This window comes from Gordonia alkaliphila, from assembly GCF_039542465.1.
Lineage (GTDB): Bacteria > Actinomycetota > Actinomycetes > Mycobacteriales > Mycobacteriaceae > Gordonia > Gordonia alkaliphila.
In genome coordinates this window covers 139,796-152,412 of the sequence record NZ_BAABIE010000001.1, presented here as the reverse complement: position 1 = coordinate 152,412, position 12,617 = coordinate 139,796, and the positions used below count along the sequence as shown (strand labels likewise).

The 12,617-nt window shown below is 68.9% G+C and carries 12 protein-coding genes; 4 read left to right on the top strand and 8 right to left on the bottom strand.

Going from position 1 to position 12,617, the window contains the following annotated elements; all coding sequences use genetic code 11:
• The first annotated feature begins 83 nt into the window (after positions 1-83).
• On the top strand, positions 84-740 hold the full coding sequence (gene kstR / locus ABD989_RS00710; RefSeq protein ID WP_246993885.1) for a cholesterol catabolism transcriptional regulator KstR: 657 nt from the start codon (positions 84-86) through the stop codon (positions 738-740).
• A gap of 40 nt (positions 741-780) precedes the next feature.
• On the opposite strand, the gene ABD989_RS00705 is transcribed toward kstR, so the two are convergent.
• From ABD989_RS00705 to ABD989_RS00690, 4 genes are all read right to left on the bottom strand, one after another.
• The gene (locus tag ABD989_RS00705; RefSeq protein WP_345312066.1) at positions 781-1,812 is read right to left on the bottom strand and encodes an alpha/beta hydrolase; all 1,032 of its coding nucleotides are present in this window, start codon (positions 1,810-1,812) and stop codon (positions 781-783) included.
• 64 nt (positions 1,813-1,876) lie between these two features.
• Positions 1,877-2,467, bottom strand: coding sequence for a hypothetical protein (locus ABD989_RS00700; protein WP_345312065.1), 591 nt, complete (start codon positions 2,465-2,467; stop codon positions 1,877-1,879).
• A gap of 112 nt (positions 2,468-2,579) precedes the next feature.
• Positions 2,580-3,530 carry a hypothetical protein gene (locus ABD989_RS00695; RefSeq protein WP_345312064.1) on the bottom strand — a complete coding sequence of 317 codons (951 nt, stop codon included), beginning with the start codon at positions 3,528-3,530 and terminating at the stop codon, positions 2,580-2,582.
• Between the two features lie 137 nt (positions 3,531-3,667).
• Positions 3,668-6,208 carry an ATP-dependent Clp protease ATP-binding subunit gene (locus tag ABD989_RS00690; protein ID WP_345312063.1) on the bottom strand — a complete coding sequence of 847 codons (2,541 nt, stop codon included), beginning with the start codon at positions 6,206-6,208 and terminating at the stop codon, positions 3,668-3,670.
• A gap of 223 nt (positions 6,209-6,431) precedes the next feature.
• On the opposite strand from ABD989_RS00690, the gene ABD989_RS00685 reads away from it, so the two are divergent.
• The gene (locus ABD989_RS00685; protein WP_345312062.1) at positions 6,432-7,724 is read left to right on the top strand and encodes an outer membrane protein assembly factor BamB family protein; all 1,293 of its coding nucleotides are present in this window, start codon (positions 6,432-6,434) and stop codon (positions 7,722-7,724) included.
• Here ABD989_RS00685 and ABD989_RS00680 read toward each other — a convergent pair.
• The 4 genes from ABD989_RS00680 to ABD989_RS00665 form a co-directional block, all read right to left on the bottom strand.
• Positions 7,702-8,988: a M18 family aminopeptidase gene (locus ABD989_RS00680; RefSeq protein ID WP_345312061.1), complete on the bottom strand. Its 1,287-nt coding sequence runs from the start codon at positions 8,986-8,988 to the stop codon at positions 7,702-7,704. The two genes, ABD989_RS00685 and ABD989_RS00680, sit on opposite strands and share 23 nt — an antisense overlap.
• A gap of 11 nt (positions 8,989-8,999) precedes the next feature.
• Positions 9,000-9,680: a phosphoribosylformylglycinamidine synthase subunit PurQ gene (gene purQ / locus ABD989_RS00675; protein ID WP_345312060.1), complete on the bottom strand. Its 681-nt coding sequence runs from the start codon at positions 9,678-9,680 to the stop codon at positions 9,000-9,002.
• A 5-nt stretch (positions 9,681-9,685) separates the two neighbouring features.
• Positions 9,686-9,925, bottom strand: a complete 240-nt coding sequence (gene purS / locus ABD989_RS00670; RefSeq protein ID WP_345312059.1) for a phosphoribosylformylglycinamidine synthase subunit PurS — start codon at positions 9,923-9,925, stop codon at positions 9,686-9,688.
• A 64-nt stretch (positions 9,926-9,989) separates the two neighbouring features.
• Positions 9,990-10,484, bottom strand: a complete 495-nt coding sequence (locus tag ABD989_RS00665) for a glutathione peroxidase (protein ID WP_246993869.1) — start codon at positions 10,482-10,484, stop codon at positions 9,990-9,992.
• 83 nt (positions 10,485-10,567) lie between these two features.
• Between ABD989_RS00665 and ABD989_RS00660 the strand changes: the two genes are divergently transcribed.
• Both ABD989_RS00660 and ABD989_RS00655 read left to right on the top strand, forming a co-directional pair.
• The gene (locus ABD989_RS00660; RefSeq protein WP_345312058.1) at positions 10,568-11,035 is read left to right on the top strand and encodes a MarR family winged helix-turn-helix transcriptional regulator; all 468 of its coding nucleotides are present in this window, start codon (positions 10,568-10,570) and stop codon (positions 11,033-11,035) included.
• Between the two features lie 44 nt (positions 11,036-11,079).
• Positions 11,080-12,609, top strand: a complete 1,530-nt coding sequence (locus ABD989_RS00655) for a DHA2 family efflux MFS transporter permease subunit (protein ID WP_345312057.1) — start codon at positions 11,080-11,082, stop codon at positions 12,607-12,609.
• Positions 12,610-12,617 lie beyond the last annotated feature (8 nt).

Below are 12,617 nucleotides of genomic sequence, written 5' to 3'. Positions count from 1 at the left end.
GTTCTACTTAGATAGGGTGTACACCAATACCTAGGGCGGTGCCAACCGCCCCCCACGGTCCCAGCGAGTGAAGGATTGCCTGCATGGCAGCATCAGTTTCCGGCGACGCCGACACGACGACCCCGGCACCCCCGGTCGTCGCGCCGACCTCAGGCGCAGAGGTCGGCTCCGCGGCACAGCGGGAACGGCGACGGCGCATTCTGGACTCGACGCTGGCGCTGGCCTCCAAGGGCGGCTACGACGCCGTGCAGATGCGTGCCGTCGCCGACAAGGCCGAAGTGGCCGTCGGCACCCTGTATCGCTATTTCCCGTCGAAGGTGCATCTGCTGGTCACCGCGCTCTCCCGGGAACTCGAACGCGTGGAGGGCCGCGTCGATCGGACCGCCCTGCCGGGTGACACCCCGATCGAGCGGCTCAGCAACGTACTCGACATGATCACTTACGCCATGCAGCGCGATCCCCTGCTGACCGAGGCCATGACCCGCGCCTTCATGTTCGCCGACGCCTCCGCGGCCGGCGAAGTGGATCGCGTCGCCACCACCATCGACCGCTTGCTGGCCGGGGCGATGATGGATCCCGACCGGGAATCCGGCCAGCCGACCGAGTACGAGCTCGCCGTGGCCCGCGTGATCTCGGACGTGTGGATGTCGAACCTGGTGCAGTGGCTCACCCGCCGGGCCTCGGCCACCGACGTGACCAACCGGATGGCGCAGACCGTCCGCCTGCTGCTCGACCGCTGACCCGACAGCCGCGGCGCAGCCCTCCCGTTGCGGGTTGAGGTCAGCGGCGCTGCAGATCGGCCGCGATCGACGGCCAGGTGCGGTGCAGGTCGGACTCCCAGTACCCCCACGAATGCGTACCGGTGGGACGCTGGATCAGCGTCGTGTCGACCCGGGCGCGGGCCAGCGCCTCGCCCATCTGCTGCGTGCAGGTGAAGACGGTGGCCTCGATGGCCCCGCCGAGCAGCATCTGATCGGCCAAAACCAGCGGATCGCCCTGGATGAGGCGGGTGCCCAGTCGGTCGTACTCGCCCGGCAGCCCGGTCCCGGTGGTCAGATAGACCTTGGTGCCGCGCAGCTTGTCGGCCTGGAAGTACGGATCGTTGGCGCGCCAGCCGGGACCGTCGAGCGGCCCCCACATGTTGGTGACGTCGGCACCGCCGCGATCCTCGACGACCGTGCGGATGTACGCCTGGCCCAGCGGGTCACTGGTGCGCGCACATCCGCTGTAGGCCGCCACCGAGCGGTACAGCTCGGGAGCCGCGATGGCCAGGTTCAGCACCGAGGTGCCGGCCATCGAGATACCGGCGACCGCGTTCGCGCCGGTGGTGCCCAGCTCCCGGTTCAGCAGCGGCGGCAGTTCGCGCGTCAGGAAGGTCTGCCACTTGTTGCGGCCCAGCACCGGATCGTCGCGCTGCCAGTCGGTGTAGTACGAGAACGCACCACCGATCGGGGTCACCACGTTCACGTGCTTATCGGCGAAGAACTTCGTGTAGTCGGTCTTCGCCGCCCAGCTGGCATCGTCCTCGCCGCCGCCCGCACCGTTCAGCAGGTACAGCACGGGCGCAGGCTTCGCGGTGTCGCGCGGGCGCAAGACCGTCAGCGGGATGTTCCGGTCCATTGCGGCCGAGTAGACCACGATCGTCTCCTGCTGCGGCGCAGGAGCATGCGTCCCGACGATCCGCGACGATCCCTCGGCAGTCTGCGGTGCGGACACCGACGGCTCCGGCGACTGCGGATCGGCGGCGGCCACCCCCGGCACCACGAGCAGCACCGCCGCCGCCGCAACCGCACTCCGGATCACCGCACGCATACAAGACTCCTGTCACATCAGTAACAACGGTCCCAAGAATAACAGGGCGGTGTCCCGGTGCCAGTTACGCGACCCGAGGCCGCCGCACGCTCACCGCACCGGCCACCAGGCCGAGCACCGCACCGATCAGCACCAGCCAGAGCCCCACACCCGCCGCGAAATCGCCCGACGCACTGTCGCCGATCGACCCGGATGTGACCGCGGCCAGCGGATCGGTGAAGAAGACGATCACCGCGAGCAAGGCGGCGAGCGCCACCAGCGAGACCAGGAACGCGCTCGCACCGGCGAGACGCTGGACCAGCAGCCCCACCGCACCGACCGCGATGAGCGCCCCGAAGACCACCGTCCAGATACCTGACATCCGGGTGTGTTCCTCCCCCTCGGACGCCTCCTGATCGAGATAGGCCCCATCGAGTTGCGGGAAGCTCGGCGGCGCATCGGCCACCTCGAGATCGAGCGACACCGAGCCCATGCCGCTGATCGTGGCCGAGGTGGTCACCGTCATGGGCACCTCCTCGAACTCCTCCGCCGACGGCTGGCTGGCCGACGCCCAGGTCAGGAAGCTGCCGACGATCAGCAGAGCCGCCGCGGCGAGAGCGACGAGGCCACCGAACATGCGGCGGCGCGAGTAACGAACAGCGGGGCGGTCGCTCATGGGCAGAATCGTCGCACATTCACCGGCGATGCCGACGGGCCCGGCAGAAACTCTGCCGGGCCCGCCGAGACGCATCACTGTCGCACGGAATCGAGTCGCGGGGAATCGATCCTCAGTGGGAGGGCGGGAATCCACCCTGCTGGGGGAATCCGCCCTGTTGCGGGTAGCCGCCGCCCGGCTGGGGGTAGCCACCCGGCTGCTGCGGAAAGCCACTCTGCTGGGGGAAGCCCGGCTGCTGCGGAGGGAAACCACTCTGCGGCTGCTGCGGGAAGCCACCCTGCTGCGGGAAGCCGCCCGGGCCTGCGGGGAACGCGGTTCCGGCGTCGTCGAACTTGGCTGGAGCCAGGGTGAGGGCGAGCATGGCGGCCCCGGCCAGCAGACCGAAGATCGCACCGACCAGCACCAACCAGAGGCCGAATCCGGCCGAGACGTCCGCCGAATCCATGTCCCCGGTTTCACCGCTGACCACCGCACCGAACGGATCCGCGATGAAGACGATGGCGGCGATGAACGCAGCCACGCCGCCGACCGTGGTGACGATCGCGCCGATACCCGGGAAGCGACGCACCAGCATCAGAGCTGCACCGACCGCGATGATGACGCCGAAGATGACCGTCCAGACGCCAGGCACCGCGGTTTCACTTTCCAGTTCCTCGGTCTGTTCGGCAGTTGCCTCGTCGCCGATCTCGCCCTGCAGCGATTCGGGAACGCCGGTGAAGGATTGTTCAAAATCCACCGATCCCATCCCGCTCACCGCCACGGACACTTCCGCGGTCATGGTCTCGCCGCCGAAGCTCTCGGAGAACTTCTCGCTGGCCGAGGCCCACGTCAGGAAGCTGCCGATGATCAGCAGCAGGGCCGCGATCGCCGCGACCACACCGACGACCAACCGGCGGCTCGACGCCGGGCCGACCGGCGCCAGCAGCGCCGCGCTCGCCGCAGGTGCCGGCGACATCCCGCCGGCCATCACGGGCGGCATACCACCGGGCATCGGCTGCTGCGGCGGTTGACCGCCGAACGGATTCGGGCCGGGTTGCGGTCCCGGAGGCGGGCCATAGGTCATGCGATCTCTCCCCACTGTTGTCAGCGCAACGATTGCGCTCCGGTCCGATCGTCGCATAACGCCCGCCCCGCGATGCCGAAGGGCCCGGCAGAAACCGCCGGGCCCTTCGGATACTGCTGTGGTCAGCGCTGCGGACTCTAGCCCGCTTCGCCCTCTGCCGCTTCGGTCAGCTCGGCGGGCACGTCGGGCACCTCGCGCGGACGCGGCGTGCCGGAGAAGACGAACTTGGCGCCGTCGTCGTCGCCTTCGCCGTCCCAACCCTCGACGTCGATCAGGATGATCTGACCGGCGCCGATCTCGTTGAAGAGGATCTTCTCCGAGAGCTGGTCCTCGATCTCGCGCTGAATGGTGCGACGCAGCGGTCGCGCACCCAGCACCGGATCGAAGCCCCGCTTCGCGAGCAGGTTCTTGGCCTTCTCGGTGAGCTCGAGGTCCATGTCCTTGGCCTTGAGCTGCTGCTCCACGCGGCCGATCATCAGATCGACCATCTTGATGATCTCGTCCTGCGTCAGCTGGTGGAACACGATGACATCGTCGATACGGTTCAGGAACTCCGGGCGGAAGTGCTTCTTCAGCTCGTCGTTGACCTTCTGCTTCATCCGCTCGTAGTTCGAGCCGGTGCCGTCGTCCTTGCTGAAGCCCATGCCCACGGCCTTGGAGATGTCGCGGGTTCCGAGGTTCGACGTGAAGATCAGCACCGTGTTCTTGAAGTCCACCGTGCGGCCCTGACCGTCGGTCAGGCGGCCGTCTTCGAGCACCTGCAACAGGGTGTTGTAGATGTCCGAGTGGGCCTTCTCGATCTCGTCGAACAGGACCACCGAGAACGGCTTGCGCCGCACCTTCTCGGTGAGCTGGCCGCCCTCGTCGTAGCCGACGTAGCCCGGAGGGGCACCGAACAGCCGCGTCGCGGTGAAGCGGTCGTGGAACTCGCCCATGTCGATCTGGATGAGCGCGTCGTCCTCGCCGAACAGGAAGTTGGCCAGCGCCTTGGACAGCTCGGTCTTACCGACACCGGACGGGCCGGCGAAGATGAACGAGCCCGACGGACGCTTGGGGTCCTTCAGACCGGCACGCGTACGACGGATCGCCCGCGAGACCGCCTTGACGGCGTCCTCCTGGCCGATGATCCGCTTGTGCAGCTCGTCTTCCATGCGCAGGAGGCGGGTGGTCTCCTCCTCGGTGAGCTTGAAGACCGGGATACCGGTCCAGTTGCCCAGCACCTCGGCGATCTCTTCGTCGTCGACCTCGGCCACGACGTCCAGGTCGCCCGCACGCCACTGCTTCTCGCGCTCGGCGCGCTCGGAGATCAGCTGCTTCTCCTTGTCGCGCAGGCTCGCAGCCTTCTCGAAGTCCTGCGCGTCGATCGCCGACTCCTTCTCCTTACGCGCGTCGGCGATGCGATCGTCGAACTCGCGCAGGTCTGGCGGAGCGGTCATCCGGCGGATACGCATGCGCGCGCCCGCCTCGTCGATCAGGTCGATCGCCTTGTCCGGCAGGAAGCGGTCGTTGATGTACCGGTCGGCCAGGGTCGCCGCCGCGGCCAGCGCCGAGTCGGTGATCGAGACCTTGTGGTGCTGCTCGTAGCGATCGCGCAGACCCTTGAGGATCTCGATGGTGTGCTCCACCGACGGCTCGCCCACCTGCACCGGCTGGAAGCGACGCTCCAGCGCGGCATCCTTCTCGATGTACTTGCGGTACTCGTCGAGCGTGGTGGCGCCGATGGTCTGCAGCTCACCGCGCGCCAGCTTCGGCTTCAGGATCGACGCGGCGTCGATCGCGCCTTCGGCGGCGCCGGCACCGACGAGCTGGTGCAGCTCGTCGATGAACAGGATGATGTCGCCGCGGGTGTTGATCTCCTTGAGCACCTTCTTCAGGCGCTCCTCGAAGTCGCCGCGGTAACGGCTACCGGCCACGAGCGAACCCAGGTCCAGGCTGTAGAGCTGCTTGTCCTTGAGCGTCTCGGGCACGTCGCCCGCGACGATCGCCTGTGCCAGGCCCTCGACGACGGCCGTCTTACCGACGCCCGGCTCGCCGATCAGCACCGGGTTGTTCTTGGTGCGGCGGGACAGCACCTGCATGACCCGCTCGATCTCCTTCTCGCGCCCGATCACCGGGTCGAGCTTGCCCTCGCCGGCCGCCGCGGTCAGGTTGCGACCGAACTGGTCCAGCACCAGTGAGGTCGACGGTGTGCCCGCGTCGGACGAACGCCCGCCGGTACCCGCGGCCTCGGGCTCCTTGCCCTGGTAGCCGGACAGTAGCTGAATCACCTGCTGGCGAACGCTGTTGAGGTCGGCGCCCAGCTTCACCAGGACCTGGGCGGCGACGCCCTCGCCCTCGCGGATCAGGCCGAGCAGGATGTGCTCGGTGCCGATGTAGTTGTGGCCCAGCTGCAGCGCCTCGCGCAGGCTCAGCTCGAGGACCTTCTTGGCCCGCGGGGTGAAGGGGATGTGCCCGGACGGCGCCTGCTGGCCCTGTCCGATGATCTCCTCCACCTGGCTGCGGACGGCCTCCAGCGAGATGCCCAGCGACTCGAGAGCCTTGGCCGCGACACCCTCACCCTCGTGGATCAAACCCAGAAGGATGTGTTCGGTGCCGATGTAGTTGTGATTGAGCATCCGCGCTTCTTCTTGCGCCAGGACGACGACCCGGCGCGCGCGGTCGGTGAACCGTTCGAACATTGTTCTCCTTGTGTTGCTGGCCCCGGCAGCGAGCCATCTGCCTCCACTGTAGTGGTCATCACCCCGGTCGCCGCGGCGAGATCACCGGGGACGACCGTCGCAGCTCGCTTCGGTGGGTCTGTGATCTCCAACGCTGCACGCCCGGGCGATGTTCCCGACCGCGTACGCCCTGAGCGAACGACACTCAAGCTGCGGCCCCGAAGGGCCGTGAAAGACTGAACCCATGTCGCGTTCGGACTATTCCTCCCGCCGTCGGCCCGGTATCGCCGCGGTCGGCATCCTCGGTTCCCTGCTGCTGGTGGTGATCGCGGGCGCCGTCCTGTGGGGCCCGACCGAGCAGGATCATCGAGGCGACGACGGCCTGCTGCGCGACTACTCCGCCGCACCCGAGACGGCATGGACCGTCGACGATCAGTCGCTGCCGGGCTACACCGGCTCCGGCCCGATCACCGTCGCCGATCAGCGCGGCGCCGACTGGTTGCTGTCGTACCCGTCGGGCCTGGGACGGTCCTTCACGCTCGTCGACGGGGTGACCGGCGACCAACGGTGGACGACGCCGGTCCGCGCCGGGCTCGGCGACTGCGCGCTGACCGGGGACCGCCGCGTCGGCTGCGCGGTGAAGCTCGGCGACCGCCCGAACGGCTTCTACCTGATCGACGACGAGGGCACCCCGCAGGAGGCCGGCCCGCTCGACGACACCGTGCAGGTCACCGCGGTCGGCAACGACTTCCTGCGGATCAACCAGTTCGGCAGGCAGGTCACCCTGCGCACCCCGGCCGGGGACGCCCGCTGGGAACGCGCCTTCGCCTCCGCCGCGAAAGCCACCGTGAACGGCGGCCTGCTGGTGGTGACGACCGCCGACGGACGCGGCTTCGTGCTGGACCCGACCACCGGCGCCGACCTGCTCGCGTGCGAGCAGTGTGACGTCCGGGTGTACGAGAGCGGCGTGCTGACCGTGAGCAACGGCCCCGACGGACGTCAGGTGCAGGTCTATCCGCGCACCGACCGCAGCGTCGCCGCCACCCCGGTGCGCACCGCGCGCAGCATGACCGTGGTCAGCGGCGACTCGGTGCTGCCCGTCCTGGCCGGCACCGGGGCGGCCGCGATGATGGAGGATTCCGGACACTACGAGGTGATCGACCCGGCCACCGGCAAGGGTCTGTGGCAGATCGCCGACCCGGAACTGTCCAAGAGCAACACCCGCGCCTGTGGCGACATCGTCGCCTTCGCGCGCAAGGACCGGTCGCGCCGCTTCTTCGACCTGCGCGACGGCGCCGCGCTCGGCTCGATGGCACCGCCCTCGATCACCGACCCCGAGCACAATCTGGACCTGCTGCGCTGCGTGGGATCATCGGGGTCGACGCTGCTCATGGCGAGCCGGGCCACTCTCACCGCCTACGACGCCGCGGCCGGCACCATCGCCTGGGACCGCGAGATCAACGGCACCGCCGCCGCGGTGAACGGCTACGTGGTGCTGACGCAGGGCACCGAGCTCAGCGTGCTCCGCCCCGGGTGAGGAAGGCCTGCAGCGCGGCCGAGTACATCGGCACATCGGCGGCCGCCATGAGCTCGCGGGCGCTGTGCATGGCCAGCTGCGGGGCCCCGACGTCGACCGTCTTCAAGCCGGTGCGCGCCGCGGTGAGCGGTCCGATGGTGGAGCCGCACGGCAGATCGGCGCGGTGCACGTAGCGCTGCAGCGGAACGCCCGCGGCCCGGCAGGCCAGCGCGAACTCGGCCTCGCCGGTCGCATCGGAGGCGTAGCGCAGATTCTGGTTCACCTTCAGCACCGGTCCGCCGCCGAGGTCGATGCGGTGGCCGGGCTCGTGCCGATCCGGGTAGTTCGGGTGGGTGCCGTGCGCCATGTCGCCGGAGACGTGGAAGCTCGCGGCCATCAGCCGCAGGAAGTCGTCCCGGGTGCCGCCGAGTCCGCCGATCAGGCGTTCGCAGACGGTCACCAGGAAGTCCGACGCCGCGCCGCGTTCAGAGCCGGAGCCGACCTCTTCGTGGTCGAAGAGCGCCAGCATCGCGGTGCTCTCATCCTGGACGGTGTCACCCGGCGCGGCGTCGAGCAGCGCGCGCAATCCTGCGTAGCAGGTCCCCTGGTTGTCCAGCCGCGACGCACTGAGCAGGTCGCGGTCGGTGCCGATCAGCTGCGACGGCGCCAGGTCATGGGTCATCAGTTCCCAACCGAGGACGCTGCCCGGGGTCAGCCCGGCGCGTTCGGTGAGCCACTCCAGGAGCGGCCGGGCCTCTCCGATTCCGCGGATCGCGTCGACGTGCCGCTGCGGATCCAGCTGCACGCCCTTGCGGTCCTCGGACAGGTGGATCGCCAGCTGCGGCACGCGCAGCACCGGCTGGTCGATCAGGACCAACGCGTGGGCCACCCCGCCGTCGTGGGCGTAGGCCAGCCGACCGGACAGACCGAGGTCGCGATCGAGCCAGGAGTTGAGCCACGCGCCGCCGTACGGCTCCAGCGCCACCGTTGCCAGACCGGCGCTGGACCGGTCCGGATGCTGCTTGACCCGCAGGTTGGGGCTGTCGGTGTGACCGCCGACGATGCGCAGCGGCGCGAGGGCGCCGCCGTTCCAGGCGATGATCGAGCCGCCACGGATCACGTAGCGACGACCGGCCGCGGTGGCATCCCACGGATCGGTCTCGAGCAGCTGCTCGTAACCGGCGGCGTCGAGCTCGGCCGCGACGCGCGCGACCACATGGAAGGGCGACGGCGACGCGTCGATGAAGGCGCCGAGCCCCTCGGCGCTCGCGGAGGTGGCGATCATCTTCTGCGGACTCAGACGCTCGCGAGCACCGAGTCGATGGCCGAGTAGAACAGGCCGAGGCCGTCGTCGCTCGGGCCGGTCAGGGCCTCGATGGCGTGCTCGGGGTGCGGCATGAGGCCCACCACGCGCCCGTTCTCGCTCGCGATGCCGGCGATGTCGAGCTGGCTGCCGTTGGGATTGTCGCCCGCGTAGGTGAAGACGATGCGGCCCTCACCCTGCAGCTCGGCGAGCGTGCGCTCGTCGGCCTGGTAGCGACCCTCGCCCGACTTGAGCGGGATCAGGATCTCCGCACCGGCGTCGTAACGGGTGGTCCACGCCGACGAGTTGTTCTCCACGCGCAGCCACTGGTCGCGGCAGATGAAGTGCAGGCCCTCGTTCCGGGTCAGCGCGCCGGGCAGCAGACCGGCCTCGCACAGGATCTGGAAGCCGTTGCAGATGCCCAGGACCGGCATGCCGCCGCGGGCGGCCTCGACGACCGATTCCATGACCGGCGCGAAGCTGGCGATGGCCCCGCAGCGCAGGTAGTCGCCGTAGGAGAAGCCGCCGGGCACCACCACGGCGTCGACGCCCTTCAGGTCGGCGTCGCCGTGCCACAGGCTGACCGCTTCGGCGCCCGCCACTCGCACGGCACGGGCCGCGTCGACGTCGTCGAGCGTGCCCGGAAAGGTGATGACTCCGATACGTGCGCTCATCGTCGTCACTCCGCGATACGGGTGACGGCGAAGTTCTCGATCACCGTGTTGGTGAGCACTTCTTCGGCGATGCGTTCCAGCGTGGCGTCGTCGACCGAGTCGTCGACCTCCAGCTCGAAACGCTTCCCCTGCCGGACGTCGGCGACGCCGGAGAATCCGAGGCGCCCGAGGGCACCGACGATCGCCTGTCCCTGCGGGTCCAGGATCTCGGCCTTGGGCATCACATCGACCACTACACGCGCCATCTGGGCACCGCTCCTCACAGCTCGTACGACGACGTTCACTGTACCGGCATGGACCGGCCGACGACTAAAGCGCCGCTTCGACCGCCGCGATCACCTCGGGCGCATCGGGTTCGGTGCGCGGACGGAAGCGGCCCAGGACCTGCCCGTCGGCACCGACGAGGAACTTCTCGAAGTTCCACTGGATGTCGCCGGCCTCGCCGTCGGCGTCGGCCGCGCGGGTGAGTTCGGCGTACAGCGGGTGCCGGTCGTCACCGTTCACATCGGCCTTGGCCAGCAGCGGGAAGGTGACCCCGTAGGTCACCGAGCAGAAGGTGGCGATCTCGTCGGCGGTGCCGGGCTCCTGCCCCATGAACTGATTGCACGGCATGCCGACCACGGTGAGACCGCGGTCGCCGTAGGTGCGCGCCAGTTCCTCGAGCTTGGCGTACTGCGGGGTGAGGCCGCACTTGGAGGCGACGTTGACGATCAGCAACGGGCCCGGGAAGTCGGCCAGCGCGAGCGCCGAGCCGTCCAGGGCGGTGACCGGAATGTCCTTGATGCCGTGCGTGTTCTGCGTCATGGTGCACAAGCCTAGCCGTGCAGTGAGCAAGCTCACCATTGGTTGTGTTGCAGCAATAGTTGCGCCTGCGTAACCATATCCGGGTGTCTGCACCCGCCACCTCCGCCGTCGAAGCGACCGCCACCGCCGTGGCGGACTTCATCGACCGACTGCTGAGCGCTGCGCAACTGACCGCCGTCGAGGCCGTCGCCGCCACCGAACTCACCGTGTCCCAGCTGCGCATGCTGTTCGTCCTGGCCTGCGGCAAGGCCTGCCCGGTCCACGAGGTGGCCGACGAGGTGGGCCTGTCGCTCCCGGCGGCCGGCCGCGCCGCCGATCGCCTGGTGGCCCTCGGCTTCGTGGACCGCCGCGAGGACGCCCAGGACCGCCGCGTGAAGCGCCTGTCCCTCACCGGCTCCGGTCACGACCTGCTGACCGAGCAGTTCCGAGTGCACAGCCATTCCGTGCGGGCACCGCTGCAGGCGATCCCCGAGGACGTCCGCGACCGGCTGCACCAGGCCGTGGCCGCGGCCGCCGCCTACCTGCCGCCGCCGCTGGTCCACCACGCCTGACCCGCTTTCCCCGCTTCACCCCCCTTCGACGTTAAGGAATCCCCATGTCCCAGGCCTCCCCGGCCGTCGCGCCCGACAAGTTGGGTCGCGATGTCTTCATCGTGGCCGGTGTCGTGGTTCTCGGCGCCATCATGTCCATTCTGGACGTCACCGTCGTGGCGGTGGCGCAGCTGCCGTTCATGCAAGAGTTCAACGTGGACAATCCGGCCACCGTCGCCTGGACGATGACCGGCTACACGTTGGCGCTGGCCGCGGTGATTCCCACCGCGGGCTGGGCCGCCTCCCGGTTCGGCACGCGCAACGTCTACATCGCCTCGCTGGTGCTGTTCCTGCTCGGCTCGCTGCTGTGCGCGCTGTCGACCAACATCGGCATGCTGGTGGCCTTCCGCATGATTCAGGGTCTCGGCGGCGGTCTGCTCATGCCGATCGGCATGATGATCATGACCCGCGCGGCCGGACCCGACCGGGTCGGTTCGGTGATGGCCATCCTCGGTATCCCGATGCTGCTGGGCCCGATCGCCGGCCCGATCCTGGGCGGCTGGCTGATCGACGTCGCCTCCTGGCACTGGATCTTCCTGATCAACATCCCGCTGGGCCTGATCGCCCTCGTCTACGCGTGGATGGTGCTGCCCACCAACGACAAGGCCCCGGGCCGCAAGCTCGACATCATCGGCCTGCTGCTGCTCTCGCCGGGTCTGGCACTGTTCCTGTTCGGCGTCTCCTCGTCGGCCGAGGAGGGCACGTTCAACGCCCCGCGCGTCTACGTCTCGATGATCGTCGGCGGTCTGCTGATCCTGGCCTTCGTGTTCTGGGCCCTGCGCGCCAAGTACCCGCTGCTGGACCTGCGACTGTTCCGCAACCGCACGCTCACCGTCTCGGTGATCACCATGGCCTTCTTCGCCGTCGCCTTCTTCGGCTCGGGCCTGCTGTACCCGCAGTACTTCCAGATGGTCGGCGAGAAGAGCCCGATGATGGCCGGCCTGCTGCTGGCACCGCAGGGTCTCGGCGCCATGCTGACCATGCCGATCGCGGGCAAGCTGACCGACAAGATGGGCCCGGGCAAGTTCGTCCTCGGCGGCCTCGTGCTCATCCTCATCGGCGTTTCCATGTTCATCGCGGTGGGGCCGGAGCCCTCCTACGTGTACCTGTGCGGCGCCCTGTTCATTCAGGGCCTGGGTATGGGCATGACCATGATGCCGATCATGTCCGCCGCCCTGGCTTCTCTGCGTGGCGATGACGTGAGCGACGGTTCCACCATGCTGAACGCCCTGCAGCAGACCGCCGCGTCGATCGGCACCGCCGTGATCACGGTGATCTTCACCGGCCTGCTGCTGGCCGACACCCGCGGCATCCTGATGTCCATCGGCATGCCGGGCGTCAACCTGCCGGAGCCGGTCATCGAGGCCGCCAAGGTCGACGCGGCCAACGGCTTCAGCACCACCTTCCTGGTGGCCGCTGTCCTGGTGGCCTGCTGCTTCATCCCGGCGTTCTTCCTGCCCCGCCGGAAGGTCTCCGATTTGGTGACCGAGGACGTGGATCTCGACGCCCCGGCGACGCCGGTGCTGCCGCACTGATCGGCGCC